Below are 25,315 nucleotides of genomic sequence, written 5' to 3' on the forward strand. Positions count from 1 at the left end.
GGACCTCCTTGATGAGGGAGACGCAGAGCAGCGCGATCAGGGCCAGCGGCACGGCAGCGGGTCGAGACCAAGGTCTCGACAAGCTCGACCGGCGGGTTGTCGTGACCGCGGCTTTCCTCCCCGCGAGTCGGAGCTGTACGGTGTGTCCGCCAACGCGGGGAGCTCGGGGTAGCCGGGCTGAGAGGTATGGCCTGGGCATCGCGCCCGACGCCGTCGACCCGATCACTTGAACTGGGTAATGCCAGCGGAAGGACGTGCCTGACGGCGCGGGCGTTCGGTCGATGCTGTCCCCGGAGGGGGACGACGGCGGCGCCCCCTGTCAGGAACCGGCGACCTCTGGCGTGCCCGTGCACGGAGGTCGCACACATGCTCGCCGAGATCCAGGTCTCTCCCCGCCCCAGCGGCACGCCCGACGCGAAGTACGCGTACGTCGACGCCGCCATCGCCGTCATCCAGGCGTCCGGACTCACCTACGAGGTGGGCGCCATGGGCACGTTCGTGCAGGGCAACCCCGACGAGGTGTGGGCGCTGCTGCGCGCCGTCCACGAGGCGACGATCGAGGCGGGCGCCGACGGCGTCCAGTCCAACATCAAGGTCAGCGAGACCGCCGACAACGGTGGCCCCACCATCTCGGAACTCATCACCAAGTTCCGGGCGTGAGCACGGGCGTCCGGCGGTGGGGGGCGCGGAGGGTGATCGCCCCGCTCCTCACCGTTGTCGTCCTGCTGGCGGTCTGGGAGGCGGGGGTGCGCCTGACCGGCGTACCCGAGTTCGTGCTGCCCGCGCCGTCGCAGGTGGCGCGCACCGCCGTCGAGGTGGCGCCCCTGCTCGGCCCGCACGTGCTGACGACGCTCACCGAGGCGGTCGCCGGGCTCGTGCTCGGCACCGTCGCAGGCCTCGTCCTGAGCATCCTGGTCACCGCCTCGCGGGTGACCGGAGACGCCGTGTACCCGCTGGTCGTGCTGACGCAGACGGTGCCGGTGGTGGTGCTCGCGCCGCTGATGATCCTGTGGACGGGCTTCGGCCTGCTGCCCAAGGTCGTCCTGGTGGCGCTCACCGTCTTCTTCCCTGTGCTTGTCTCGGCGGTCGGCGCGATGCGCGCCGTCGACGCCGAGCACGCCGACATGGTGGCGGGCCTGGGCGGCACCCGCCTGGACCAGTTCCTGCTGGTCCGGCTGCCGGCGTCGATCCCAGGGGCGCTCGCGGGCCTCCGGGTCGCCGCGACCTACGCGGTGGGCGCGGCGGTCGTCGCCGAGTACCTCGCCGGGCAGTCCGGGCTCGGCGTGTTCGTGCAGCGGTCCCGCAAGGCCTACGCCGTGGACCAGATCTTCGTGGGCGTTGTTCTGATCGCCCTGCTGTCCGGCCTGTTCTTCGCCCTCGTCGCCGTGCTCACGCGCGTCGCGACGCCGTGGCAGAGAGGAAAATCATGAAGCACTCCCCGACCTTCCTCGTCCGTTCGACGGCCCTCGCGGCGGTGGTGCCCCTGGCGCTCGCCGGCTGCGGTGCCGGCCTCCCCAACGACCCGCAGTTCGTGGTCGGTGACGACGGCGGCGACCTCCGCAAGGTCACCGTCGTGCTCGACTGGACGCCCAACACCAACCACTCGGGCCTCTACCTCGCCCAGGCCGAGGGCTGGTTCGAGGACGAGGGGCTCGACGTCGAGATCATCGAGCCCGGCGAGACGTCCGGCCTGCAGCTCGTCGCGGCCGGCCAGGCTGACTTCGCCTACTCCGTCGCGGAGGGCCTGGTCCCGGCGCGGGAGGCGGGGGCCGACGTCGTCTCGGTGGCGACGGTCATCGAGCACAACACGTCGTCCTTGATCAGCCTGTCGGAGGACGGCATCACCCAGCCCCGCGACCTCGAGGGCAAGCGGTACGGCTCGTACGAGTCGGAGCTGGAGAGGGCGCTGATCAGCAAGCTCGTGGAGTGCGACGGCGGCGATCCCGCGAAGGTCGAGTTCACACCCCTGGTCAGCGACGACTTCCGGATCGGCCTCACCGAGGACCAGTTCGACACGGCATGGGTCTTCGACGCGTGGGACACCGTCCGGCTGGGTGAGGTCGACGGCCTCGACGTCGAGACCATCGCGTTCCGCGACCACTTCGACTGCATCCCCGACTGGTACACGCCTCTGGTCGCGACGTCCCGTTCCCTGCTCGACGACGAGCCGGACGTCGCACGCGGGTTCCTCGCGGCGCTGTCGCGCGGGTACGACGAGGCGGCCGCAGACCCCGAGCGGGCAGCGCAGGCACTGCTGGCGGCGGCGCCCGAGCTCGACCCGGAGCTGGTCGAGGCGAGCGCGCTGTGGCTGGGCCCGCAGTACGCGTCGGGCGACTGGGGGACGCAGCGGGCCGAGGTGTGGGACGGGTTCGTCTCGTTCCTCGAGGAGGAGGGGCTCACCGAGCCCGGCTTCGACACCGAGGCGGCCTGGACCGACGAGTTCCTCCCGGGCGGGGCGGGCGACCAGCCGTGAGCGTGCTCGCCGCACACGGGCTGAGCGTCCGGTTCGGTGACGTGGCCGCCCTGGAGGGGGTGGAGCTCGCGGTGGCCGACGGCGAGTTCGTCGCCGTCGTCGGGCCGTCGGGGTGCGGCAAGTCGACGCTCCTGCGCGCGCTCGGCGGCATGCTGCCGCCGGGCGCGGAGGTCTCGGGCACGCTGCGTATCCCCAGCCTGCCCGACGGCGGAGCCGCCACCGCCTGGATGCCCCAGCGGGACGGGCTGCTGCCGTGGCGCCGCGCGTGGTCCAACGCGCTGCTCGGCGCCCGGATCGCCAGGGTTCCTCGGCCCGACGCCGAGGCGCGCGCCGCCGAGCTGTTCGAGACGTTCGGCCTGAGCGGCTTCGAGCGGGCCTGGCCGCACGAGCTGTCCGGCGGCATGCGGCAGCGGCTCGCGCTGCTGCGGACGTGCCTGGCCGGGCGGCCGGTGCTGCTGCTCGACGAACCGTTCGGCGCGCTCGACCCGATCACGCGGCGGCGGATGAACGAGTGGCTCGCGGGGGTGGGGCTGGCCGGCGGCCTGGTCGGGGACGCCGCTCCCGGCGTCGGGCAGCGGGCGGTGGTGCTCGTGACGCACGACGTCGACGAGGCGCTCGCCCTGGCCGACCGCGTCGTGGTGCTCAGCGCACGGCCGGGCCGGGTGGTGCTGGACGCGGCGGGCCCGACCCGGGCCGAGGTGCTGGCGGCGCTGGAGTACTGAGGGACACCGGGTCTCGACAGGCTCGACCTGCGGGGGTGTGGGCTAGTCGAGGGGGTGCAGGATCCGGTCGAGGAAGCGCCGGGTGCGCTCCTCGGCCGGCTGGGAGAAGATCTGCGCGGGTGCACCGCGCTCGACCACCACGCCGCCGTCGAGGAACAGCACCTCGTCCGCGACCTGGCGCGCGAACTGCAGCTCGTGCGTCACCACGACCATGGTCCAGCCCTCGTCCGCGAGCTCCTTCATCACGGTCAGCACCTCGCCCACCAGCTCGGGGTCGAGGGCCGACGTCGGCTCGTCGAACAGCAGGAGGTCCGGCTCGAGCGCCAGCGCGCGCACTATGCCGACGCGCTGCTGCTGGCCGCCGGACAGCTCGTGCGGGTAGGCGTCGCGCTTGTCGGCGAGCCCGACGCGGGCCAGGAGCTCCTCGGCGCGGCCGACCGCCGTCGCGCGGGGGATCCGCTTGACCTGCGTCGGGCCTTCGATCACGTTCTCAAGGACCGTGCGGTGCGGGAACAGGTTGTGATGCTGGAACACCATGGCGGACCGGTCGCGCAGGGCGGCACGGTTCGCCTTCGCCAGCCGGGCGCCGGTGCGCCGGGTGCCCCAGCCGCCGCCCGACGCGGCGGCCTGGGCGCCGAAGTCGACGGTGGGCCCGCCGTCGAGTTCCAGGAGCCCGGCGTCGGGCGTCTCGAGCCCGTTGAGCGAGCGCAGGACCGTCGTCTTGCCGCTGCCGGACGCACCGATCAGTGCGACCACCTCGCCGCGCTGGACCTGCAGGTCCACCCCGCGCAGCACGTGGTTGCTGCCGAACGACTTCTGGATGCCGCGGGCGGTCAGGAGGTTCGTGATCGGGGCGTCCTCAGTGCGCGACATACCGGTCCAGCCTCTTCTCGATAGCGTTCTGGCCGGCGGCGAGCACTGTGCAGAACATCCAGTAGATCAGGGCCGCCTCGGCGTAGATCAGCAGGAACTCGTTGGAGGACGCGGCGATCTCCTGCGCCTTGCGGAACATCTCCGTCACCAGGATCACCACGGCCAGCGACGTGTCCTTGACGAGCGAGATGAACGTGTTCGACAGCGGAGGCACCGAGACACGCGCGGCCTGCGGCAGGATGATCCGGCCCAGCGTCCTGGTGGGCGACATGCCGACAGTCCAGCCCGCCTCCCACTGCCCCTTGGGCACGGACAGGATCGCCGCGCGGATCACCTCGGCCGCGTAGCCACCGACGTTCATGGAGAACGCGATGATCGCGCTGGGCCACGGTTCGAGCCGGATGCCGAGCTGCGGCAGGCCGTAGAAGATGATGAAGAGCTGCACAAGGAGCGGAGTGCCGCGGATGGCCGACACGTACGCGCGGCCGATCCACGACAGCACCGCGTTCGGCGACAGCCGCAGCAGCGCTACGACGAGCGCGAGCACCAGCCCGAAGGCGAACGACACGAGAGCGAGCGGGATGGTGCCGATGAGGGCGCCCCGCAGGAGCGGCCAGAACGAGTCGACGGCGAGCTGCCAGTCCATGTATCCCTCTCCCCGCGATCAGCGGAGACGTGTGGCGCGGAGCGTTACTCGGAGACGTCCTCGCCGAAGTACTTCTCGCCCAGCTCCGCGAGGGTGCCGTCGGCGCGCAGCTCGTCCAGGGCGCCGTCGATCGCCGTGGCGAGAGCCTCGCGCTCGGGCGTCACGACGAACGCCGACTGCGACTCCTCCTCGGTCTCCGCTGCGACCTTGATGCCCGAGGCGTCCTCGGTGTTCGCGTAGTCGAGGTAGGTCAGGCTGTCGTTGATCGTGGCGTCCACGCGGCCCTCCTCCAGCAGCGCCACGGCCTGCGCCCAGCCCTCGACGGCCTCGACGTTGGCGCCGTTCTCCTTGGCGAGGTCGTTCCAGTTGCTCGTGAGCGACTGGGCGGTGGTCTTGCCGTCGAGGTCGGCGAAGCTCTTGATGTCGTCGTTGTCAGCGGTCACGACGAGCACGCCCGTCGACACCGTGTACGGCGTCGAGAAGACGTAGTCGGCCTCGCGCTCCGGGGTGATGGTCACCTGGTTCGCGATCGTGTCGAAGCGGCCCGCGTCGAGGCCCGCGAAGATCGCGTCCCACTGGGTCTCCTGGAACTCGATCTCCACGCCGAGCTTCTCGGCGACGGCCTCGGCGACCTCGACGTCGTACCCGACCAGCTTGTCCGACTCGTCGTGGTAGCTGAACGGCCGGTACGTGCCCTCGGTGGCGACGGTCAGCGTGTCGCCGGACACGAGTCCTAGCTCCTCGCCGGCGCCGCCGGGCTCGCCGGAGCTTCCGCAGCCGGTCAGGGCCAGGAGGGCAGCAGAGGCTGCGGCGGCCGTGAGGAGGATGCGGGTGCGAGACATGGTGGAGGCTCCGTTCGACGGTTGACACACATCGACATTGCCGATGCGCGCCCCAAAACTAACTGATAGTCGGTGGGAACTCACACACGCTCGCTCCGACGCCACCGGTCGGGGGTGGTCCCGTACCGGTCCTTGAACCGCCGGACCAGATAGGTCGCGTCCCGCAGGCCGGTCCGGGCGGCCACGACCCCGAGCGGCAGGTCGGTGTCGCGGAGCATCCGGCGCACCTCGGTCATGCGGCGCTCGGTGATCCAGTCGAGCAGCGTGCGACCCGTCCGTTCGCGGACGACGGTGGTCAGGTGCCCGGGCGTGTAGCCCAGCGCCCGCGCGACGTCGGACGCCGACACCGGCTCCCGGAACGTCGCCTCGATCTCGTCGAAGACGCGTGTCACGAGTGGGTCTGGCGGCAACGGGGCTGACGGCGCCAGGCGCGCCGCCGCGATCAAGATCCGGGTCAGCATGGCGGACGCCGCCTCGCGTGCCCCCAGTCGGCCCGGCTCCGACAGCTCCTCCTCGAGCTCCGTCAGCCACCCGGACCAGCGGGAGCGTTCCGCGTCCGGGACGTTCGCGCCGGCCCCGGCGGGCGGCGTCGCGAGCGCGAACAGCGCGAGGACCGGGTGGTGTGCCCAGGCGAGGGGCGAGACCGCCGCGAGCGAGGGGACGGCGTCGGGCGTGAACGCGACGCTCCAGGCGCGGCAGTGGTGCAGGTCGGCCAGCGTCGTGGAGTCGATCGCCTGCCCCGGCGGGATGGCATGCACGTCGCCGTCGTGCAGCGGCGTGTGCCGGTCGCCCAACGCGATGGTGCCCCCGCCCCGCTCCACGTAGACCAGCACCAGGAAGTCGTGCGCGTGCCTGTGGTCCCGCGGGTGGTGCGGGTGATCGGCGTCGAAGTCGATCTGCGTCACCTGCACGGGCAGCGCGCCCGCACGCGTCGGGTGCCGGTACACCGGGGTGCCGTCCGGGCGGACGGTGCGCAGGCGGGCCTCGGCGCGCTTCACCGGTCGTCCGGCACAGCGGGCGTCAGGACCGCGTCGACGATCTGCGGGATGCGCTCGAGCCGCTCCTCGAGGTCACGCAGCCGGACCGCCACGTGCGACTCGGACTCGTCGCCGGGCAGGTCGATGCTGGCGACCAGCAGGATCTGCCGCGGTCCGACGAACTCGAGCCGTAGGCGGCCCACCCGGTGGACACCGGGCAGGGCCTCGATCCGGTCACGGACCGCCTGGTGGATCCGCTCGTCCGCCACCTCGCCGGTCAGGAACCGCCGGTTGCGGTCGAACAGCACCACAGCCACCACGCACAGCAGCAGCCCGACGAGGATCGAACCGATCGCGTCGTACCTGCCGTCGCCGGTCACCTGGTGCATCGCCATACCGCCGGCCGCGATGACGAGGCCGACAAGAGCCGCGGCGTCCTCGGCGAGCACCGCGCGCAGCGTCGGGTCCGAGGTGGCCAGTGCGTGGTCGAGCAGGTCCCGGCCGAGCGCCCGAGCCTCCGTCCGGGTGCGACGGTAGGCCTGCAGGAACGAGACCCCTTCGAGGCAGAAGGCGGCGGCGAGCACTATGTACCCGACCGTGTAGGAGCCGGTCTCGCCCGTGGAGTCGAACTCCTGGATGCCGTGATAGACGGACACCACACCGCCCGCGACGAAGAGGCCGAGCGCGGCGAGCATCGACCAGACGTAGGCCTCCCGGCCGTAGCCGAGCGGGCGGTCCGTGTCGGGCGCGCGGCCCGACTTCCGCTCGGCGACCAGGAGGAACACCTCGTTGCCGGTGTCGGCCCATGAGTGGGCGGCCTCCGCCACCATCGACGCCGATCCGGTCAGGACCGCCGCGATCGTCTTGGCCGTCGCCACCGCGAAGTTGGCGGCGAAGGCGATCACCACGGTCAGCGCCGAGCCGCCCCTGTCCCGCGCCATGCGTTCCCCCTTCGTCGTGCCCCGTTCGACGCTACCGCCGTCCCGGTGGGAGTGCCTGCCTTCGGCGGTGGGCCCATCCGGCGGCCGAGACCGAGGATCGTGCTATCGCCACCGACTTATGTGCTGCATCAGTTCCGCAGAACGTCCGATGCTGGGGTGGCGGGACCTGCGCGGCAGGAACCGGCATGCCCACCCGCGTCATCACCGGACGGAAGGCCTCCCGGATGAGCACGACCGTGCGGATCCTCGACCATCGCACCCCCGAGGAACGTGAGCGCGAGTTCCTGCCCGGCATGGGCAAGCCCTGGCTGCTCCCGTTCTACGACCTGTTCTCGCGCCGCGTCGGAGCACGCGCCCTGCACGAGCGTGCGGTGGCGCTCGCGGACGTCGCGCCCGGCCAGTCCGTGCTCGACGTCGGCTGCGGTACGGCGAACCTTGCGCTCACCGTGCTGCGGGCGCAGCCGGCCGCGCGAGTCACCGGCCTCGACCCCGACGCGGGTGCGCTACGCGTCGCCGCCCGCAAGGCGACCCGGCGCCGGCTGCCGATCACGCTCGTGCAGGGCTTCGCCGACCGGCTCCCGAACGGGGACGGGTCGCTGGACCACATCGTGTCGGCGCTCGCGCTGCACCATGTGCCGGAGGAGGGCCGAGGCCTGTTCGCCCGCGAGGCCGTTCGGGTGCTGCGCCCAGGAGGGAAGGTGACGATCGTGGACTTCGGGGGTGCGGACGGGGCGGACGGGGCGGACCATGCGGGCGGCGCGGGCCGCAGCGGTCACGGTCACGGGTCCGGGCACGGTCGTGGGCCTGGCCACCGTGGTGGGCACGGCATGCCGCGCGGGCACGGTCAGGCCGACCTGGTGCGCCTCCTCGCGGACGCCGGGTTCACCGACGTCCGCGAGGTGGAGCACGTGGAGCACCGCTTCGGGCCGATCACGTTCGTCCAGGCGACGCGGCCCTGACCGGCGGGACATCACCGTTGGCCGACCGCCACCGCCGGCCGGCCAACGGAGGACCGGCGTCGGGGCTACCGGCGGCGGACCTGCGGCTCCGGCATCGCGGGCGGAGCCGCGGCGGGGCGCTCCGCGAGCCGGCGGAACGCCTCGGCCATACCGGCCTCGAGCTGCGGGTCGACGTCGGAGAAGTAGTCCGCCGGCGTGTGCCGCACCTCGATATCGGGGTCGACACCGTGGTTCTCGACGTCGAAACCCTTGTCCTCGAGCCAGAAGGCGTACCGCGGCTGGGTGATCCCCGTGCCGTCCACCAGGTCGAAGCGACCGTCGATGCCGACCACGCCGCCCCAGGTCCGGACGCCGACCACCGGTCCGACGTCGAGCGCCTGCGCGGCCGCGTTCACGATGTCACCGTCGGATCCGGCGTACTCGTTGGTGACCAGCACGACCGGTCCGCGGGGTGCGCGGTCCGGGTAGGAGCTGGGACGGTCGTAGTGCCGGTTCAGGCCCCAGCCGGCGACGCGTGCGGCGAGGCGTGCGATCACGAGCTGCGACGTGTGGCCTCCACCGTTGAACCGCACGTCCACGACCATGCCCTCGCAGTCGGTGGCGAGCCGGAGGTCGCGGTGCAGCTGCGCCCAGCCCGTGCTCATCATGTCCGGGACGTGCACGTAGCCGAGGCGCCCGCCGGACTTCTCGGCGACGTATTCGCGGCGTGACCGTACCCAGTCCTGGTAGCGCAGGTCGGCCTCGCTCGCGAGGGGCACGACGACGACGCGACGGTCGGCGGGCCTCGCCTGGTCACCGTCCGGAGCAGCGTCGTCCCGCCCGACGGCGGGTCGCCGCAACGTCAGCTCGACCGGGATCTCGGCCGCGCCGACCAGGTTCGCCGACGGGCCTGCCGTCGGGTCGACGGGCCGCCCGTCCACCGCGATGATCAGGTCGCCGGGCTGGGCGTCGACACCGGCGGCGCGCAGCGGCGACCGCGCCCCCGGGTCCGACGACTCGCTCGGCAGGACGCGGTCGATCCGCCAGCCGTCGGCGGTCCGGGAGAGGTCCGCGCCGAGCAGGCCGAGCTTGCGGGACGTGTCGCCCGGCTCGTGCGGCTTGCGCACGTACGCGTGCGAGGTGTTGAGCTCGGCGACGGTCTCCCAGAGCACGTCCTCGAGGTCGTCGTGCGTGGCGACGCGGTCGACCAGGTGGCGCCAGCGCGCCACCACGCCGTCCCAGTCGACGCCGTTCATGTCCGCCCGCCAGTAGTGGTCGCGCATGATGCGGGCGTTCTCGTCGAACATCTGGTGCCACTGCGCGCGGGGCTCCACCTCGTAGCGGACGCGCGACAGGTCGATGTCGAACGCACCGGGGTCGTCGTCGCCCGGCTTGCTCGTCGCGGACTGCGTGCTGAGCCCGTACCCGGTGCGGATCACCACCCGCTCGCCGTCGCCCGACACCGCGTAGGCGCCGACCTTCTCCGCGACGTCGGTCGCCTTGCGCGCCTCGAACGACCAGAACTGCAGCACGTTGGGTACCGGGTCGGCCTCCGAGCCCGCGTGGCGCGAGCCGAGCACGCCGGCGTCGTCGGTCTCGTGGATCCAGAGCACCCCGCCCTTGGCGGCGAGCAGGTCGCGATACCGGCCCGACACGACCGGGAACGGCACGACGCGTTCCTCCGCACCGTCGAAGTCGAGGTTGGGCGAGGCGTTCTCGGCCTTGTGCTTCTCGCCGGCGTCACCCGTCTGGTCGCCGTCCTTACCGGTGTCCTTGTCGTCGTCCTTGTCGTCCGACTTGTCGTCGGGCTTGGCCAGGCGCCATCCGTCGGCGCTGGGACCGAACGGCGCGGGCTCGGTGGCTGCCAGCGGGATCAGCCACGGCCGGGTGGCGGCGCTGAAGGAGAGGGCGAACTCGTGGGAGTCGTAGGACGGGTCGAACGTGCGGTCCGAGAGGAACACCACGTACTTGCCGTCGTCGCTGAACGCGGGGGAGAAGTCGTGGAACCGGCCGGACGTCAGTGCCGTCCCCGTGGGGTTCTCGGCGTGCAGGTCCGCGACGAGGAGCTGGTGGTGGTCACCCTCGCTCCCCGTGGGGCTCGACCAGACGAGGTACCGCCCGTCCGGGGAGAACGTCGGCGACGCGGCCTCTCCGTTGCCCGACCGGCCGAGCGGGGTGATCGTGCCAGGTTCGACCTGGTCGGCGCCGTCCGGACCGTCCACGGCAGGCATGGCGACCAGGCTGATGCGACCGTCGTGCGAGATGGCTGCCACCTTGTCTCCCGCGGGGCTCGCGGCGAGGTGCAGCACCCGACCGAGCTCACCGGCCGCGAAACGCTGGGGCCCGGCGTCCGGGCTGTCGGTGGAGCCATCAGGCAAGGCGTGGACCTCGAGCGCGTCCTCCCTGCTCTCGCCGTGCGGGGTGCTGCGGGGCGCATCCGTCACGACTACCGCACGCCCGGTGTCGCCGAGCAGTACTGGTTCCCGCACACGGACCGACGGGTCGGCCACGAGTGCCCGGGCCGGACCCGCACGATGGGTCACCCAGTACGCGGTGCCGAGCCAGCCGACGACGCTCGCGTCGCCGGTCCTGTCCACGGCCAGACCGTCGACGTTGGCGTGGCTCGATTCCGGGTCGGCCCAGTACGGCTGCGGCAGCGCGCCCGTGAGCGTGATGTCGAGCCGGCGCGGCGTGCCGTCCAGGCCGTCGAGCAACCAGAGATCGCCGCGGCTGTGCCACACGATGCGCGAGCCGTCCGAGGTGGCGTCGCGGACGTAGCCCTCCGCCTCCGACTGTGTCGTGAGCCGGCGCGGTTCGGGGGTCTCCGTGCCGGTCGCGAGACCGTCGAGCACCCACAGGTTCGCCTGCTCGTCGGCGTGGTCCGGGAACGTGGCCGCCCGGTCCGACGTGAACACCAGCGCGTCGCCGATCCAGAGCGGGTCGTAGCTGCCTGCCTCGTCGTCCGGCAGCGGGCGCTCCCAGTCGCCCGAACCGCGGTCGATCCAGAGCACCGAGGCAGTGCCGCCCCGGTATCGCTTCCAGTAGGCGGGGGTCCGGTAGCCGGCGGAGACGAGGGCGGTCGTGCGCGCGCCGTCCGGACCCTGGTGCTCGGCCACGCCCCACGAGGGTCCGTAGCGCGGGGTCTCGACGGTGCCGTCGAGGCCCACCGCACGCACCACGGTCAGCGAGCGTTCGTGCGCTCCGGCGTTGGAGGCGACGAGCACCCGCCCGGCGTCGTCCCAGCCGAGCACCATGGTGGTGGTTCCGCCGAGCCAGGTGAGGCGTCGCGTGGCGCCGTCGGCCAGCTCGACCACGTAGGCCTCGGGGTGGCCGTCCTTGTGCGACACGTAGGCGAGACGTGTGCCGTCGGGGGAGAAGCGCGGGGTGGCCGCGGGGGCGTGATCGCTGGTCAGCCGCCAGGCGCGGCCGCCGGAGACCGGGGCCAGCCAGACGTCGTCGTCGGCTACGAAGGCCACCTGGTCACCATGGACATGAGGGAAGCGGAGATAGGGCTGGGTCACCGGTTCAACGTACTCGCGCGGTCCGACACCCGTCATCGGAAATCGCTCAGGGCAGCAGGTGAGGCGGCGGGTGCTGCTCCGGGGGCCGCGCCGGGGCCACTACGGTGAGAACGATGACCGAGCACACCTTCGGGTTCCGCACGCGGGCCCTGCACGCGGGGGGCATCCCCGACGCGGCGACCGGGGCACGAGCGGTGCCCATCTACCAGACCACGTCGTTCGTGTTCCGGGACACCGAGGACGCCGCGAACCTCTTCGCACTGCAGAAGTACGGCAACATCTACTCGCGCATCGGCAACCCGACGGTGGCGGCGCTCGAGGAGCGCATCGCCTCGCTGGAGGGCGGCATCGGTGCCGTTGCCACCGCGTCGGGCATGTCCGCCGAGTTCATCACCTTCGCCGCGCTCGTCGGGGCGGGCGACCACGTGGTCGCGTCCGCGCAGCTGTACGGCGGGACCGTGACGCAGCTCGACGTGACGCTGCGCCGGTTCGGGGTCGAGACCACCTTCGTGCCTGGCACCGACCCCGCCGACTACGCGGCCGCGATCACGCCCGAGACGAAGGTCCTGTACACCGAGGTCGTCGCGAACCCGTCGGGCGAGGTCGCCGACCTCGAGGGGCTCGCAGAGGTGGCCCACGCCGCCGGCATCCCGCTGGTCGTGGACGCGACGCTCGCGACGCCCTACCTCGTGCGCCCGATCGAGCACGGCGCCGACATAGTGATCCACTCGGCGACGAAGTTCCTCGGCGGGCACGGCACCACGCTCGGCGGTGTGGTCGTGGAGTCCGGCCGGTTCAACTGGGGCAACGGGAAGTTCCCCCAGATGACCGAGCCCGTCCCGTCCTACGGGGACGTGAGCTGGTGGGCGAACTTCGGCGAGTACGGGTTCCTCACCAAGCTGCGGTCCGAGCAGCTGCGTGACATCGGTCCAGCGCTCTCGGCACAGTCCGCGTTCCAGCTGCTGCAGGGGGTCGAGACGCTGTCGTACCGCCTGGACGCGCACCTGGCGAACGCCCGGGCCGTCGCCGAGTGGCTCGACACCGACCCGCGGGTCTCGTACGTGCTCTGGGCCGGCCTGCCGTCGCACCCGCATCACGAGCGGGCGCAGAAGTACCTGCCGCTCGGGCCGGGTTCGGTCTTCGCGTTCGGCCTGCGGGTCCCGGCGGCAAACGACGTGCCCGACGGCGGTGGTGCACCCGACGGCAGGGATGCGGGACGGCGGTTCATCGAGTCGCTGCAGCTCGCGTCGCACCTGGCGAACGTCGGTGACTCCCGCACGCTGGTCATCCATCCGGCGTCGACGACGCACCAGCAGCTGAGCAACGAGCAGCTCGAGGCGGCAGGCGTGCCCGAGGACCTCATCCGTATCTCCGTGGGGCTGGAGGACGTCGAGGACATCCTCTGGGACCTCGACCAGGCCCTGACCAAGGCGACGGGAGCGAACCGATGAGCGAGACCTGGCAGGGGCCGAGCCTCCAGGACCGCATGCGGATCCTGCGTACGACCACCTCGGTCGCGATCGTCGGGGCGTCGGAAAATCCTGCGCGCGCGAGCTACTTCGTGGCGTCATACCTGCTCTCCTCCTCCTCGTACGACGTGTACTTCGTGAACCCGCGAGCGACCGAGATCCACGGCCACCCCGTGTACCCGAGCCTGGCCGACCTGCCCGTGGTGCCCGACCTCGTCGACGTCTTCCGGCGGCACGACGACCTGCCGGGCGTGCTGGACGAGACGGTGGCCGTCGGTGCCAAGACGCTCTGGCTGCAGCTCGGCCTGTGGCACGAGGACGTAGCGCGCGGGGCCGAGGCCGCCGGGCTCGACGTGGTGATGAACCGGTGTCTCAAGATCGAGCACGCGCGGTTCCACGGTGGGTTGCACCTGGCAGGGTTCGACACCGGTGTGATCAGCTCCCGGCGCGCGGACCACTAGGGCCGTACCCCGCCGTCCCGGGCGGGCGGCGTGCGCGACGGACCCCATCGCAGACGCCACCAGCTTCCGGACTCCGGCACGTCCGCGCTGTCCGCGGCGATCTCGTCGGGCCCGGGCCAGCGGGACCGGGCACCGTCCCGCCCCAGCCGGCCGACCAGCCAGGCCCAGAGTGCGGGATGCTGCGCGACTCGCGCGTCGGCGTCGGTACGGTCGCCCTCGAACCGGACGTAGACCGCGGCGACGCTGACGCCCTCGTCGGGTGTCCCGTAGCCGCCGACCCACACCCGCGCCTTGATCCGCCGCGGCTCCGTGGTGATGGCGTGTGTGACCTGTTCGAGCGTGGGCCCGCCGCAGAAGCTGCGTGCCAGGGCATGGAGCGGGAACGTGGTGCGGATCAGGTGTGCGTCGATCGGGTCGCCGAGCAGGGTGGCGAAGCTGCTGCCGTCGGCGAGTCCCGCCCAGGGCGCAAGGTTCTCCACCACCCGGTACGCGGGGGACCGCAGCAACCAGCCAGGTGCGTCGTCGTGAGCGGTGGCGACCCCAAGTGCATGACGGCGGTCCCGGTCCTGTCGGCGTGCCTCCAGGTCGATGACCGGTGCTTCCTGCGCTCCTTGCATGTGTCCCCCTGCAGGTCGGCCTGTGATCGTGATGGTGCTCCGCACCCGTCCGGGCACGATCCTCGACCGGCTGGAACCACCTGAGGAGCGGTGCTTCGTCATCTGTGGACGAGGGGGCGAATCAGGGACCTGTGGTCGGGTTCGTTCGGTTGTGGCACCGTCGGAGGGGCCGGCGCGATGTCGGCACGGCCTAGAGTCAGACCTCGATGAGCACACGCGTAGAACCGGTCAGCGAGGCGCTTCTCGTCGAGCGGGTCGTCCAGCTCGTCCTCGCGCGCGTAGAGGACCCGGGCGTCCATGACACTGCCGGGACGCCGCTCCGTCTGCTCGTCGACGGGCACCCGTCCACCCACCCCGAGCTGCTGGCCGATGCGCTGGTGGTGCCGCTCGAGGCTGCTGGTCGTCCCGTGGCGCGGGTCGGTGTCAGGGACTTTCTCCGCCCGCGGTCCCTCCGGCTGGAACGAGGGCGCGAGGACTCCGACAGCCTGCTCCACGACTGGATCGACGTCGGGGCGCTGAATCGTGAGGTGCTGACGCGTGTCGTCGACCGGCAGGAGTATCTGCCCAGCCTGCGCGACCCCGACACCGACCGTGCCACCCGGGTCGGCTACGTGTCCGCCGCGCCCGGCACCGTCGTCGTGCTCGACGGGGCGCTCACCGTCGGACGCGGGCTCGACGTCGACCTCGTGGTACATCTCGCGCTCAAGCCGGCGACGCTCCGTCGTCGGACGCAGCCCGCAGAGGCCTGGACCATCCCCGCCTACGAGCACTACGCCCAGGAGATCGAGGGCGCACCGGACCTGGTGGTCCGGGTCGACCACCCGGACCACCCGGCCCTCGTGCACCAGTGAGTCAGTGCACCAGGCAGAACGGGTGGCCCGCCGGGTCGGCGAACACCCGGAACCCTTCCTCGTGGCTGGGAAGACGTGTCGCACCCAGGGCGAGGACCGCTGCCTCGCCGGCATCGAGGTCGGGCACCTCGATGTCGAGGTGGAGCTGCTGCGGGTACGCGGGATCGGGCCAACGCGGCGCGTTGTACCCCTCCACCGACTGGAAGAGCAGCGGCTTCGGACCGCCCAGCATGGCGACCCCGTCCGCGTCGTAGGTGACCGGCTCGCCCACCACGCCCGACCAGAACCGGGCGAGCTGCGACGCGTCAGGGCAGTCGAAGGTCGCGCCCATGACGGTGACGCCCTCCGCCTCCTCCTTGAGACAGATGTCGAACGGGTGCCCCGCCGGGTCGGCGAGAGTGATCCACTGCTCGCCCTCCCGCAGCACGGTGGCCCCGAGCTCCACCGCGCGGGCGCTCGCGGACGCCAGGTCCGCCGCGTAGAGGTCGAGATGTGCCTGCTGCGGGTGCTCCTGGCCCGGCCACTGCGGCGCCACGTGGTCGGGCGCCAGCTGGAACGCGATGCCCCAGCGGTCAGGGGTCACGACGGTGATCCAGTCGTCGTCCGCCTTCGATACGGTGCCGGCCGTCAGCGCCTTCCAGAAGTCCGCCTCGGCAGTGAGGTTCGGGACGTCCAGGACGACGGAGTCCAGGGTGCCGACTCCGCCAGGAGCGGGCACGGCAGAAGTTGGTGCGGTCATTGACTCAGCCCTTCAAGAGGTCGTCTCACGGAGAATGTTTCGCTCCTCCACCATGCACCGAGCCACTGACACTCCCCACCGGACCGGTACCCCGGAGTTATCCACAGGCGTCGTCCACAGCCCTGTGAATAGGTTGGCGGCCCCCGCGGTGCGACCTGCACACTTGCCCGGTGCACGACACCATCTCCCTCGCCGAGCAGGCCCTCGCCGCAGCACGGGAGCTGCCGGCAGCAGGTCTCCACCTCGTGGACCCGGTCGACCTCGGCGGTTCCGAGCGTTCGCGCGTGCTGCGCTGCAGGGTCGAGCTGGACCCCCGCCCGCACGACGAGTTCTCCGGGGCGGGCACCGAGGTCCCGGCCACGGTGGTCGTCAAGCACTTCCTGTCCGACACCGGTGGGTTCGTACGGGAGAGCGTCGGCCTCGACGTGTGCCCGCGCACGCCGAGCCTGCTCGCGCGGGACGGGGAGCAGCACCTGATCGTGATGTCCGACCTCGGCACCCTGCCCACCCTCGCGGACCTGCTCCTCGGCGACGACCACGACGCGGCCTGGGCTGGTGCGCGGACCTGGGCGCGAGCGCTCGGGAGGAGCGCGGGCGTCTCCCGCGGCCGGGTCGCGGAGGCCGAGCACCGCCTTGCCGATGCCGAGCGGTGGGACGCGGACGCCGACCTGCGCAACGGGGTCGACCGCCTGCTCGAGGCAGCAGCCGCAGCCGCGGCCGGGAGCGGGACCGCGGCACCGACGAGGGCCGCCATCGAGGCCGAGCTCGCCGCCGCCCTCCACCTCCGCACGCCGGGAGGATCCGCGATCGTCTCGCCCACGGACACCTGCCCCGACAACGCCGTGCTCGGGCCGGACGGCTGGTGGTTCCTCGACCTGGAGGGCACCGACGTGGAGCACGCAGCGTTCGCGGCGGCGTACGCGATGCTGCCCTTCGCCACCTGCTGGTGCGTGTTCGACCCGCCCCCTGGTCTTACCGACATGCTGCTCACCGAGTTCTCGGAGGGCCTGGCCGAGCACGCGCCCGACGTCGTCGCCGAGCCGGGCTGGAGCCTCGCCGTCCGGCAGGCGTGCGCGCTCTACGTGGTGCTCGTCACCGGGTGGCTGTGGCTGAGCACGGTCGAGGGGCGCCCGTACGTGGGGCCGGAGGGTCTGGCGCCGTCGTACCGGCAGCTCATGGTGTCCCGTTGGCGCTGGGGGGGCGCTCAACCTGCGTGACGACTTCCCACAGCTCGCGGCGGCCATGGGCGCTGCCGCCGGCTGGGCGCTCGAGACCTGGGGTCCCGAGGTCGAGACGACCGGCTACCGGGCCTTCCGCTGACCCTTCGCGCCCAGCACGGCCGCGACGGTAGACCACGGACGCCGGGCCGCACGCGGCAGCCGGTCGCGCGGTATCCACGCCGGTGAGGCGTCGAGCGACCCGGCCTCGTCCGCGGCGTCGATCTCCGCGAGCAGTACCCGGACCCGGGCGGTGATGTCGTCGACTATCCGCTCGACCTCCTCGATCGGACGGCCTGCGGGGTCGTCGAGCGGCCAGTCGAGGTAGCGGCGTCCCGGGTAGACGGGACAGGAGTCACCGCAGCCCATCGTGACGATGACGCCGGAGGCGCGCACTATGTCGTCCGTGAGCTCACGCGGGAACTCGATGAGCCCGTCGAGGCCGCGGCGGGCCAGGACCGTCTCCGTCATCGGGTCGGGCTCGGCCACCGGCCTCGTCCCAGCCGTGCGCACACGGATGCGGTCGCCCGCGAGGCGCCGGGTGACCGCAGCCGCGATCTGGGACCGGCCGGTGTTGTGGACGCAGACGAAGAGCACGTCACGCGGGGAGCCATGCGTCACCTCGGTCATCGCGGCGAGACGGTCGGTCGCGAGCCACGCGGCCAGCGCGGGCACATGCCCTACCGACCCGATCCGCCGGCTCAGCGACGAGTAGCACTCCCGGACGAGCCGATCCACGGTTCCAGCGCCCGCGTTCGCGGCGAACCCGGCGGCAAGGGTCTCGACCACCCGGTCGAGCAGAGCCTCGTGGTCGTGCACGTCGAGCGCCATCTCGCCCGGGTGCCGGGGTGCCGCGAGGGCCGCCGCGCCGAAGCGCGCGATCCCGCGCGACGACACCCGGTACGACGGCACCGGCCCCACGACGGCGACCAGGCCCACCGCCACCAGCGCGTCGAGGTCCTGTTCCACGTCCGCGACGGCCGGTACGTCGACGGCGTCTCGCGGCGCGTCGGCCGCGGCGTACCGGACCAGGTCCTCGGCGGTCGCGCGGCCCGCCGGATGCGTGAGCATACGGGCAAGCAGGCGCAACCGTTCGGGGTTCGCCATCGTCAGCTTCTGCGCGGAGCGCAGCTCGTCCGGGGTCATGATCTCTCCTTGGCGCGGTGTGGCCGAGCGCCAGGAGCGAGGCTACCTCGCCGAGCAGAGCACCAGCGTTGCCGGGACTTCTGCCGGGATGGTCAGCCCTGCCGAGGCCTCAGGACGAGACGTCGGCGAACACTCGCGCCCGCACCGACGTCTCCGCGAGCCCGTCCGGTCCGGTGATGACCCGGTTGCCCCACGCCGTCCGCTGCGCCGGGTCGAAGCCGGTCACCATGTCGAGGTACTCGACCCCGCCGCCGTTGCCGCTCCAGGACCATGCGAACCAGCCGATTCCCTGCGACCGGGTGTACGACATGATCGTGTCCTCGTCGGGGTTGCCGTCGGAGTGGTCGTGCCCGAACTCGCCCACGATGATCGGCAGGCCCTGGCTCGTGAAGGCGTCGAGGTAGGACGTGACCTCGGCGGCGGTGTCATACACGCCGTACATGTGCACGGAGAACACGGTGTTGCCGTCCGGGTCGGCCGCGAGGACGTCCGCCGCGGAGTCCCGCATGATGCCCTGCCAGTCCTGGCCCCAGGACGGCGCGTCCACGACGATCGTGTGCTCGAACCCGGCGTCGCGCAGCCGCTGGATCGCGGCGGAGGTGTCGGCGGCCCAGCTCGCGTTGACCGCGGCGTTGTTGCCGTAGGGCTCGTTGCCGATGTTGATGAGCACGCGGTCCTCGGTGCCCCGCAGCGTGGGCAGCAGCGAGATCCAGTAGCTGGCGGCGGTGTCGAGGGTGCTCGCGGCTGCCTCCTCGCCGTAGCCGGTCGTGTCGTGGTCCTCCAGGACGCAGATCAGCCGGTTCCCTTCGCACAGGCTGACGACTTGTCCGACGTCGGCCGGTTCGTTGCGGTTCCAGCGGGTCCCGTCGCTGAGGACCACCCGTACCGAGTTGGCGCCGGCCTCGGCGATGTCGGCGAACGAGCCGATCTCCGAGGCGTACCAGGTGTGGGCGTGGCTGACGCCGCGCAGCAGCAGGGGCGAGCCGTCGCTCTCGACGAGCTGCCCGCCGGAGACGTGGATGCCGACGGCGTCCACCCCGCCGTCGTCGGCGCCACCGTCGGGGGCGGAGGGCGTCGCCGCACCTGCCGACTGGGCGAGCAGCGGGACGAGCAGCAGGCCGAACATCGCGGCCGTTGCAATACCGGAGATGGTCGCGCGCGTGGGTCTCATGGTGCCTCCCCTTCGAGGTGTACATCGATTACGGTCCTCGAAGGGTCTCCCACGCGCCCGTGGGAAAGACAGGACGCGAAACGCTTAAGCCGACCGGGTTCAGGCCTCGGGAACCGCCGGTGTCGCGGGCTTGGGCGGCCGTACCGTCGGGACGTCGCCCACGATCGGCACGGGGCGCCGGTGGAACGGGAACCCGTAGCGCGTGGCCAGGCCCGCGAGCGTCGTGACCCGGTTGCGCGGGCCGACCAGCGACATGATGTGCACGAACAGCCAGACCAGCCACGCCAAGCCCTTGGTGATCCGCAGGGACTTGCCGCCCGGCAGGTTGATCTCGGCGATCGCGGCGCGCCGGCCGATCACCGCCATCGTGCCCTTGTCGACGTAACGCAGCTGCTGCAGAGGCCGGTCCTCGAGGAGCGCCTTGATGTTGCGTCCGACCACGGTGCCGCCCTGGATCGCGGGCTGGGCCAGCTGCGGCAGGTCCGACGGCGAGACGGCGATGTCGCCCGCCGCGAAGACGCCGGGCAGCCCCTCGACCTGCATGTCCTCGCCGACCTTGATGCGGCCGTACTCGTCCTGCGGCAGGCCCCAGTCCGCGACCTCCTCGTGCGGGTGCACACCCGCGGACCAGACGGTGAGGTCGGCGTGGATGCGCTTGCCGTCGGTGAGCACCACCGCGTCCCGCTCGACGGAGGCGACGCCGGCGCCCAGGTGCAGCGAGACCCCGCGCCGGGCCAGCTCCTTGGCGGCGTAGGTGCGCAGCTTGGGCGCGAACGCCTTGAGGATCTCGCCGCCGCGCTGCACGATCTTGACCTCGAACGCGTCACCGTGGATCTCGGGGTAGGCGGGTGCCAGGCCGGCGGTCCGCAGCTCGGCGAGCGCGCCGGCCACCTCGACGCCGGTGGCTCCGCCGCCCACGACGACGACCCGCAGGCCGTCGTCCAGCCGCTTCGACTTGGCCGCCTTCTCCAGGCGGATGAAGAGGTTGTCGCGGATCCGCATGGCCTGCGACCGCGAGTACATCGGGAACGCGAACTCCTTGGCGCCCGGCGTCCCGAAGAAGTTGGTGGTCACGCCCGCCGTCACCACGAGGTAGTCGTAGCTGACCCAGTGGTCGTTCAGGAGCCGGATCTTCTTCGCCTGGTGGTCCGCCTCCACGAGGTGCTCGTGGACCACGTGCACGTTCTTCTGCTTGAGCCGCAGGCCGCGCAGGAAGTAGGTGACGTCGCCCGGGTTCAGCCCGCCCGTCGCCACCTGGTACAGCAGGGGCTGGAACGTGTTGTAGACCCGGCGGTCGATCAGCGTGATCCGCACCGGTGCGTCCTGCAGCGCCTTCACGACGGCCATGCCGGCGAATCCGCCGCCGACCACCACCACGTGGGGCAGCGGTTCCGGGTGCCCTTCCAGGGGTGTCTCGAGGCCGTAGTCCTCGTTCTCGACGGAGCGGGCCTCACCTGCGTGCACGGGGGTCTGTGCGGAGTCGGTCACGCCCTAAAGTCTCTCACCGGAGACGAGCCACTCACATCCGCTGTGGACCGGCACCCGGTCGCTCGGGTTACCGTGGTCGGTCGTGAGCACCACCGACGAACTGAGCCGCCAGCTGGCCCATGGACTACGACCCCGGCACCTGACGATGATGGGCCTGGGTTCCGCCATCGGAGCAGGCCTGTTCCTCGGCTCCGGCCTCGGCATCGCCGCCGCCGGGCCAGCCGTCCTCCTCAGTTACGCGATAGCCGGCGCCATCGTGGTGCTCGTCATGCGGATGCTCGCGGAGATGGCCTCGGCACTCCCGTCGAGCGGGTCCTTCTCCGTCTACGCGGAGGCCGCGCTCGGCCGCTGGGCCGGGTTCCTGCTGGGCTGGCTCTACTGGTTCACGATCGTCATGGTGCTCGGCGTCGAGGTGACCGGCGTGGCCGGGATCGTGCACGGTTGGTGGCCCGCGGTCCCGCAGTGGGCGGTCGCCGCCGTCATCGTCGCGGTGTTCGGCGCGATCAACCTCGTCGGCGTGCGCCAGTTCGGCGAGGCCGAGTTCTGGTTCGCGACCATCAAGGTCGCGGCGATCGTCGGGTTCCTGATCCTCGGCGTGCTCATCGTGACCGGCGTCGTGCCGGTGGCGGGCAGCGCACTGGGGGACTGGGCCGCGCACGGCGGCTTCGCGCCCGCCGGCCTGCCCGGTATCGCGGCCGGCCTGCTCACCGTGGTGTTCGCGTTCGGAGGCATCGAGATCGTCACGATCGCTGCCGCGGAGGCGCGGGACCCGCAGTCCGCGGTCGCGACCGCCACCCGCACGATCCTCTGGCGCATCCTGTTCTTCTACGTGGGCTCCGTCGCGATCATGGTCGCCCTGATCCCCTGGACCGACGCCGCCCGTCTCGAGTCGCCGTTCGTGTCCGTGCTCCAGATGGCCGGGTTCGACGGCGCCGCCCGGCTCATGGAGGTCGTCGTGGTGCTCGCGCTCCTGAGCGCCTTCAACGCCAACGTGTACGCGACGTCGCGCATGCTGTTCTCGCTCGGTGGGCGCGGTGACGCGCCGGCGCTCGCGACCAGGGTCTCCCGCCGCGACGTCCCGTGGGTGGCGGTGCTCGTCTCGGTGTTCTTCGGCGTCGTCGCGGTGCTCCTGAACTACCTGCTCCCGGAGTCGCTGCTCGGGGTGCTCCTCAACGCCGTCGGCTCGGCGCTGCTCGTGGTGTGGCTGCTGATCGTCGTCTCGCAGCTGCGGCTGCGACCGCAGCTGGAGGCCGCGGCCGCCGAACGTGGCGAGACGCTGCGCCTGCGCGCCTGGGGCTACCCCTGGCTCTCCTGGGTGACGCTCGTGGCGCTCGTCGCGGTGGTGGGTCTCATGCTGTCCGACGCCGCCGCCCGGCCGCAGATCGCCGCGACCGCCGGCCTGGTCGTCGTGATCCTTGCGGTCTACGCGATCGCCCGGGCCGTACGGCGGACAGCCGCCGGGCCGGGCGCGCGCACTCAGCGGTAGGCGTTCAGCAGACCGTCACCAGGGGTCCATCCGCCGGTCGGACGGTCGCCAGCCCGGCCCCCGATCGTCGTCGGCATGAGCGAGAAGACTGCCGGCGACATGCCGAGCGAGATCAACCCGGCCGACAGCGGCACCGCGGAGAGCGGGGCGTCCGCCGTCGACCGCCGGACGTTCCTGTCCCTGAGCAGCCTCGGCGCGGCCGGGGTCGCGACCGCCGCGACCGTCGCGGCGGCCGCGCCCGCCGCCGCGACGGAGCTCAGCAGGCACCCGCAGCGCGGGCTGCGGTTCGGGCGGGACGGCAAGTTCAAGATCGTCCAGTTCAACGACACGCAGGACGACGAGAAGGTCGACCGCCGCACCCTCGAGCTGATGCGCGCCGTGCTCGACGACGAGCGGCCCGACCTCGTGATCCTCAACGGCGACAACATCACGGGCGGCTGCGACACCCCGCTCGAGATGCACCAGGCGATGAACAACGTGGTGCAGCCGATGGAGGAGCGCGCGGTGCCGTGGGCCATCACCTTCGGCAACCACGACGAGGACTCGACGCCGAAGAGCGGCGTCGACGAGACGGACATGCTGGCCTTCTACCGGTCCTACCGGTACAACGTGAACGGCCCGACGGCGCGCGGCGTCACCGGCCAGGGCAACTCGAACCTCCTGATCGACGGCTCGAACGGGCGCCCGGCGTTCAACGTCTGGCTGCTCGACTCCGGGCGCTACGCCCCCGAGCTGCTGGCAGGCCAGGACTTCGAGGGCTACCCGACGTGGGACTGGCTGCGCATGGACCAGGTCAAGTGGTACTACGACACGTCGGTGCAGATCGAGCGCAAGGTCGGGCACGTCGTCCCGGCGCTGATGTTCATCCACATCCCGCTGTGGGAGTACCGGTTCATGTGGTTCGGCTCGGTCGACGGCCGCACCGACGCCGACCACGAGCGGGGCAAGGCCCGGCACCGTATCGAGGGCGAGCGGAACGAGGAGGAGTGCCCCGGGCCGTTCAACTCGGGCATGTTCTCGGCGATCCAGCAGCGCGGCGACGTGCGCGGCGTGTTCTGCGGCCACGACCACGTGAACACCTACTCGGGTGACTACTACGGCGTGCTGCTCGGTTACGCGGGGAACACCGGGTTCGGCACGTACGGCCTGTCGGGTCCGGAGCGCAACCGCCTGCGCGGTGCGCGCGTCTACGACCTCGACGAGTCGGCGGACGGCGTCCTGACCGGCACGCGCATGCGGTTCGCCGCCGAGTTCGGCATCGACCTCACGGCCAACGACCAGTGGATGGAGCCGCTCCCGCTGCCGAAGGGCAAGTGAGCCCGACCCTCCTGCGTGTCGGACCCCCGGGGCACCACGTGCCCCGGGGGTCCGACAGCCGCATAAAGAGGTTTTCGGGGGTTTTCGGGGGGTGGGAGCATGTGCGCATGGTTGAGCTCCTCGCGGTGTGCCGCGTGCACGTCCTGCTTCCCGATGCCGGCACCGTGGGCGTCACGGCCATCGACAAGCGCCCGGTCGAGGGCCGCGTCAAGGTCCGGCCGTACGGCCTGTACGCGGATGTCCAGGCGGACCGCGCGAGCCACGGCGGCCTCGACCAGGCTGTCTACGCGTACGCGCAGGAGGACGCCGACTTCTGGTCCGCCGAGCTGGGCCGCGACGTCACGCCCGGGCTGTTCGGCGAGAACCTGCGCGTACGCGGGCTGGACGTGAACCGCGCGGTGATCGGGGAACGCTGGCGCGTCGGCACGGCGCTGCTCGAGGTGACGCACCCCCGCGTGCCCTGCCAGACCTTCGGCCGCCGGCTGGGCGAGCAGCGCTGGGTGCGCCGGTTCACGCAGGCGAACCGCACGGGCGCCTACCTGCGCGTGATCGAGAACGGTGAGATCGGCGCGGGCGACACCGTCGACGTCGTGCGCACGCCCGTGCACGGGGTGACGGTCGCGGACTGGTTCGCCGCGAGCTACGGCGTCGCCCGCCAGGAGGCCGGCGCCGCCGTGGACACCACGGACGACCGGGGCGCACCCGACCCGGACGCGCTGGAGAAGCTGTCGCGACGCCTCCTGGACGCGCACACCCTCGGCGAGATCCGGCTCAGCGCCGGCATGCTCCGCCGGACCACCCAGGCGGCGACCATCCCGGTCGACTGACCTGACGTCCGGGGCCGAGCGAGAACGGGGTTGTGTTCGTGCGGGGGGACTATCGCGGTCACAACCCCGTTCTCGCTCGGCCCGGTGAGGCGTCAGTGTCGGCGGGCGTAGCGGGTGCGGGCGGCGTCGTGTGCCTCGCGGAGGAGGCGGAGGACCGCGTCGGCGGTTGCCGGGCCCGGGTTGACGACGGCGATCCAGCCGGCGGACCCGTAGACCGGGTGCGGCAGCACGACGTCGGGCGTGGCCGGGTCGATCGCGGAAGCGTCCTGGGCGGCCGTGAGCTCGCGGAACGTCGCGCGGTCGACATGGATGTTCACGCGCCAGCGCCCGGCCGGGTCGAGGTCGGACGAGGCGTCGTCGGGGTAGTTCTTCGTGACGACGGTGCCGTAGGGCTGGACGGTCCGGGGCATCCGGCCGTCGGGGGCGTAGTAGAAGAAGGCGTCGCCCCAGGCCAGCTCGGGGAAGTCGGCGTCTCCCACGGCGGGCGCCACGACGAGCGAGCCGTCGAGATCCCGCACGGTGTCGATGATCTGGTCGATACTCAGGTGGGTGCTCATGGTTCAAGCATCACCTTCAAGTGCTTGTGTGGGGTT

The 25,315-nt window shown here is 71.9% G+C and carries 24 protein-coding genes and 1 riboswitch; of the genes, 12 read left to right on the forward strand and 12 right to left on the reverse strand.

Annotated elements, in window-relative coordinates; translation table 11 throughout:
• Window positions 1–145: 145 nt before the first annotated feature.
• Window positions 146–270: riboswitch (TPP riboswitch) on the forward strand.
• A gap of 96 nt (window positions 271–366) precedes the next feature.
• From AB0I32_RS17480 to AB0I32_RS17495, 4 genes are read left to right on the forward strand one after another with little or no spacing between them, the layout of a single operon-like run.
• Window positions 367–660, forward strand: coding sequence for a thiamine-binding protein (locus AB0I32_RS17480; protein ID WP_357508214.1), 294 nt, complete (start codon window positions 367–369; stop codon window positions 658–660).
• Window positions 657–1,430 (forward strand): ABC transporter permease, encoded by a 774-nt coding sequence (locus AB0I32_RS17485; RefSeq protein ID WP_357508216.1) that lies wholly within the window; start codon window positions 657–659, stop codon window positions 1,428–1,430. The genes AB0I32_RS17480 and AB0I32_RS17485 overlap by 4 nt, the downstream gene beginning before the upstream one ends.
• Window positions 1,427–2,473 carry an ABC transporter substrate-binding protein gene (locus AB0I32_RS17490; protein WP_357508218.1) on the forward strand — a complete coding sequence of 349 codons (1,047 nt, stop codon included), beginning with the start codon at window positions 1,427–1,429 and terminating at the stop codon, window positions 2,471–2,473. Before AB0I32_RS17485 ends, AB0I32_RS17490 begins: the two co-directional genes overlap by 4 nt.
• Entirely contained in the window at window positions 2,470–3,195 is a 726-nt protein-coding gene (locus AB0I32_RS17495; protein ID WP_357508220.1) for an ABC transporter ATP-binding protein, read from the forward strand. The genes AB0I32_RS17490 and AB0I32_RS17495 overlap by 4 nt, the downstream gene beginning before the upstream one ends.
• Before the next feature lie 42 nt (window positions 3,196–3,237).
• Here AB0I32_RS17495 and AB0I32_RS17500 read toward each other — a convergent pair whose 3' ends face one another.
• From AB0I32_RS17500 to AB0I32_RS17520, 5 genes are all read right to left on the reverse strand, one after another.
• The gene (locus tag AB0I32_RS17500) at window positions 3,238–4,068 is read right to left on the reverse strand and encodes an amino acid ABC transporter ATP-binding protein (RefSeq protein ID WP_357508222.1); all 831 of its coding nucleotides are present in this window, start codon (window positions 4,066–4,068) and stop codon (window positions 3,238–3,240) included.
• Window positions 4,055–4,714 carry an ABC transporter permease subunit gene (locus AB0I32_RS17505; RefSeq protein WP_357508224.1) on the reverse strand — a complete coding sequence of 220 codons (660 nt, stop codon included), beginning with the start codon at window positions 4,712–4,714 and terminating at the stop codon, window positions 4,055–4,057. The genes AB0I32_RS17500 and AB0I32_RS17505 overlap by 14 nt, the downstream gene beginning before the upstream one ends.
• Before the next feature lie 44 nt (window positions 4,715–4,758).
• Complete coding sequence (locus tag AB0I32_RS17510; protein ID WP_357508225.1) at window positions 4,759–5,556, reverse strand: amino acid ABC transporter substrate-binding protein; 798 nt, start codon at window positions 5,554–5,556, stop codon at window positions 4,759–4,761.
• 80 nt (window positions 5,557–5,636) lie between these two features.
• The gene (locus tag AB0I32_RS17515; RefSeq protein WP_357508227.1) at window positions 5,637–6,554 is read right to left on the reverse strand and encodes an AraC family transcriptional regulator; all 918 of its coding nucleotides are present in this window, start codon (window positions 6,552–6,554) and stop codon (window positions 5,637–5,639) included.
• Complete coding sequence (locus AB0I32_RS17520) at window positions 6,551–7,474, reverse strand: cation diffusion facilitator family transporter (protein WP_357508229.1); 924 nt, start codon at window positions 7,472–7,474, stop codon at window positions 6,551–6,553. Before AB0I32_RS17520 ends, AB0I32_RS17515 begins: the two co-directional genes overlap by 4 nt.
• 185 nt (window positions 7,475–7,659) lie before the next feature.
• Here AB0I32_RS17520 and AB0I32_RS17525 point away from each other — a divergent pair, with 185 nt between their 5' ends.
• Window positions 7,660–8,433, forward strand: a complete 774-nt coding sequence (locus tag AB0I32_RS17525; RefSeq protein WP_357508231.1) for a methyltransferase domain-containing protein — start codon at window positions 7,660–7,662, stop codon at window positions 8,431–8,433.
• Window positions 8,434–8,498: 65 nt separating this feature from the next.
• Here AB0I32_RS17525 and AB0I32_RS17530 read toward each other — a convergent pair whose 3' ends face one another.
• Complete coding sequence (locus tag AB0I32_RS17530) at window positions 8,499–11,888, reverse strand: S41 family peptidase (RefSeq protein WP_357508233.1); 3,390 nt, start codon at window positions 11,886–11,888, stop codon at window positions 8,499–8,501.
• Between the two features lie 158 nt (window positions 11,889–12,046).
• Here AB0I32_RS17530 and AB0I32_RS17535 point away from each other — a divergent pair, with 158 nt between their 5' ends.
• Window positions 12,047–13,384 (forward strand): O-acetylhomoserine aminocarboxypropyltransferase/cysteine synthase family protein, encoded by a 1,338-nt coding sequence (locus tag AB0I32_RS17535; protein WP_357508235.1) that lies wholly within the window; start codon window positions 12,047–12,049, stop codon window positions 13,382–13,384.
• On the forward strand, window positions 13,381–13,863 hold the full coding sequence (locus tag AB0I32_RS17540; RefSeq protein ID WP_357508237.1) for a CoA-binding protein: 483 nt from the start codon (window positions 13,381–13,383) through the stop codon (window positions 13,861–13,863). Before AB0I32_RS17535 ends, AB0I32_RS17540 begins: the two co-directional genes overlap by 4 nt.
• Here the strand turns inward: AB0I32_RS17540 and AB0I32_RS17545 are convergent.
• Window positions 13,860–14,480 carry a hypothetical protein gene (locus AB0I32_RS17545; protein ID WP_357508239.1) on the reverse strand — a complete coding sequence of 207 codons (621 nt, stop codon included), beginning with the start codon at window positions 14,478–14,480 and terminating at the stop codon, window positions 13,860–13,862. The genes AB0I32_RS17540 and AB0I32_RS17545 overlap by 4 nt on opposite strands.
• Before the next feature lie 206 nt (window positions 14,481–14,686).
• Here AB0I32_RS17545 and AB0I32_RS17550 point away from each other — a divergent pair, with 206 nt between their 5' ends.
• Complete coding sequence (locus tag AB0I32_RS17550) at window positions 14,687–15,331, forward strand: uridine kinase (protein WP_357508241.1); 645 nt, start codon at window positions 14,687–14,689, stop codon at window positions 15,329–15,331.
• 1 nt (window position 15,332) lies between these two features.
• Here AB0I32_RS17550 and AB0I32_RS17555 read toward each other — a convergent pair whose 3' ends face one another.
• Window positions 15,333–16,070: a VOC family protein gene (locus AB0I32_RS17555; RefSeq protein WP_357508243.1), complete on the reverse strand. Its 738-nt coding sequence runs from the start codon at window positions 16,068–16,070 to the stop codon at window positions 15,333–15,335.
• A gap of 170 nt (window positions 16,071–16,240) precedes the next feature.
• On the opposite strand from AB0I32_RS17555, the gene AB0I32_RS17560 reads away from it, so the two are divergent.
• On the forward strand, window positions 16,241–17,287 hold the full coding sequence (locus AB0I32_RS17560) for a hypothetical protein (RefSeq protein WP_357508245.1): 1,047 nt from the start codon (window positions 16,241–16,243) through the stop codon (window positions 17,285–17,287).
• An 84-nt stretch (window positions 17,288–17,371) separates the two neighbouring features.
• Here the strand turns inward: AB0I32_RS17560 and AB0I32_RS17565 are convergent, their stop codons facing one another.
• The 3 genes from AB0I32_RS17565 to AB0I32_RS17575 all read right to left on the reverse strand — a co-directional run bounded on the left by AB0I32_RS17565 (window position 17,372) and on the right by AB0I32_RS17575 (window position 21,092).
• Window positions 17,372–18,433, reverse strand: a complete 1,062-nt coding sequence (locus AB0I32_RS17565; RefSeq protein WP_357508247.1) for an ArsR family transcriptional regulator — start codon at window positions 18,431–18,433, stop codon at window positions 17,372–17,374.
• Between the two features lie 109 nt (window positions 18,434–18,542).
• Window positions 18,543–19,604, reverse strand: coding sequence for a glycoside hydrolase family 5 protein (locus tag AB0I32_RS17570; protein ID WP_357508249.1), 1,062 nt, complete (start codon window positions 19,602–19,604; stop codon window positions 18,543–18,545).
• A gap of 99 nt (window positions 19,605–19,703) precedes the next feature.
• Complete coding sequence (locus AB0I32_RS17575; RefSeq protein WP_357508251.1) at window positions 19,704–21,092, reverse strand: NAD(P)/FAD-dependent oxidoreductase; 1,389 nt, start codon at window positions 21,090–21,092, stop codon at window positions 19,704–19,706.
• Between the two features lie 145 nt (window positions 21,093–21,237).
• Between AB0I32_RS17575 and AB0I32_RS17580 the strand changes: the two genes are divergently transcribed.
• The 3 genes from AB0I32_RS17580 (at window position 21,238) to AB0I32_RS17590 (ending at window position 24,722) form a co-directional block, all read left to right on the forward strand.
• The gene (locus tag AB0I32_RS17580) at window positions 21,238–22,578 is read left to right on the forward strand and encodes an amino acid permease (protein ID WP_357508394.1); all 1,341 of its coding nucleotides are present in this window, start codon (window positions 21,238–21,240) and stop codon (window positions 22,576–22,578) included.
• A gap of 75 nt (window positions 22,579–22,653) precedes the next feature.
• On the forward strand, window positions 22,654–23,895 hold the full coding sequence (locus AB0I32_RS17585; RefSeq protein ID WP_357508253.1) for a metallophosphoesterase family protein: 1,242 nt from the start codon (window positions 22,654–22,656) through the stop codon (window positions 23,893–23,895).
• Window positions 23,896–24,002: 107 nt separating this feature from the next.
• The gene (locus AB0I32_RS17590; RefSeq protein ID WP_357508255.1) at window positions 24,003–24,722 is read left to right on the forward strand and encodes an MOSC domain-containing protein; all 720 of its coding nucleotides are present in this window, start codon (window positions 24,003–24,005) and stop codon (window positions 24,720–24,722) included.
• A 92-nt stretch (window positions 24,723–24,814) separates the two neighbouring features.
• Here AB0I32_RS17590 and AB0I32_RS17595 read toward each other — a convergent pair whose 3' ends face one another.
• Complete coding sequence (locus AB0I32_RS17595) at window positions 24,815–25,279, reverse strand: DUF6194 family protein (RefSeq protein ID WP_357508257.1); 465 nt, start codon at window positions 25,277–25,279, stop codon at window positions 24,815–24,817.
• Between the last annotated feature and the right edge of the window lie 36 nt (window positions 25,280–25,315).

Source organism: Promicromonospora sp. NPDC050249, assembly GCF_040656015.1.
In the GTDB taxonomy this organism is placed as follows: Bacteria; Actinomycetota; Actinomycetes; order Actinomycetales; family Cellulomonadaceae; genus Promicromonospora.

Excerpts from the sequence above, each read along its gene's own strand:
- AB0I32_RS17480 (WP_357508214.1), top strand. The coding sequence starts at position 367 with ATGCTCGCCGAGATCCAGGTCTCTCCCCGCCCCAGCGGCACGCCCGAC.
- AB0I32_RS17490 (WP_357508218.1), top strand. The coding sequence starts at position 1,427 with ATGAAGCACTCCCCGACCTTCCTCGTCCGTTCGACGGCCCTCGCGGCG.
- AB0I32_RS17500 (WP_357508222.1), bottom strand. The coding sequence starts at position 4,068 with ATGTCGCGCACTGAGGACGCCCCGATCACGAACCTCCTGACCGCCCGC.
- AB0I32_RS17505 (WP_357508224.1), bottom strand. The coding sequence starts at position 4,714 with ATGGACTGGCAGCTCGCCGTCGACTCGTTCTGGCCGCTCCTGCGGGGC.
- AB0I32_RS17510 (WP_357508225.1), bottom strand. The coding sequence starts at position 5,556 with ATGTCTCGCACCCGCATCCTCCTCACGGCCGCCGCAGCCTCTGCTGCC.
- AB0I32_RS17520 (WP_357508229.1), bottom strand. The coding sequence starts at position 7,474 with ATGGCGCGGGACAGGGGCGGCTCGGCGCTGACCGTGGTGATCGCCTTC.
- AB0I32_RS17525 (WP_357508231.1), top strand. The coding sequence starts at position 7,660 with ATGCCCACCCGCGTCATCACCGGACGGAAGGCCTCCCGGATGAGCACG.
- AB0I32_RS17535 (WP_357508235.1), top strand. The coding sequence starts at position 12,047 with ATGACCGAGCACACCTTCGGGTTCCGCACGCGGGCCCTGCACGCGGGG.
- AB0I32_RS17540 (WP_357508237.1), top strand. The coding sequence starts at position 13,381 with ATGAGCGAGACCTGGCAGGGGCCGAGCCTCCAGGACCGCATGCGGATC.
- AB0I32_RS17545 (WP_357508239.1), bottom strand. The coding sequence starts at position 14,480 with ATGCAAGGAGCGCAGGAAGCACCGGTCATCGACCTGGAGGCACGCCGA.
- AB0I32_RS17550 (WP_357508241.1), top strand. The coding sequence starts at position 14,687 with ATGAGCACACGCGTAGAACCGGTCAGCGAGGCGCTTCTCGTCGAGCGG.
- AB0I32_RS17555 (WP_357508243.1), bottom strand. The coding sequence starts at position 16,070 with ATGACCGCACCAACTTCTGCCGTGCCCGCTCCTGGCGGAGTCGGCACC.
- AB0I32_RS17565 (WP_357508247.1), bottom strand. The coding sequence starts at position 18,433 with ATGACCCCGGACGAGCTGCGCTCCGCGCAGAAGCTGACGATGGCGAAC.
- AB0I32_RS17570 (WP_357508249.1), bottom strand. The coding sequence starts at position 19,604 with ATGAGACCCACGCGCGCGACCATCTCCGGTATTGCAACGGCCGCGATG.
- AB0I32_RS17580 (WP_357508394.1), top strand. The coding sequence starts at position 21,238 with ATGATGGGCCTGGGTTCCGCCATCGGAGCAGGCCTGTTCCTCGGCTCC.
- AB0I32_RS17585 (WP_357508253.1), top strand. The coding sequence starts at position 22,654 with ATGAGCGAGAAGACTGCCGGCGACATGCCGAGCGAGATCAACCCGGCC.
- AB0I32_RS17590 (WP_357508255.1), top strand. The coding sequence starts at position 24,003 with ATGGTTGAGCTCCTCGCGGTGTGCCGCGTGCACGTCCTGCTTCCCGAT.
- AB0I32_RS17595 (WP_357508257.1), bottom strand. The coding sequence starts at position 25,279 with ATGAGCACCCACCTGAGTATCGACCAGATCATCGACACCGTGCGGGAT.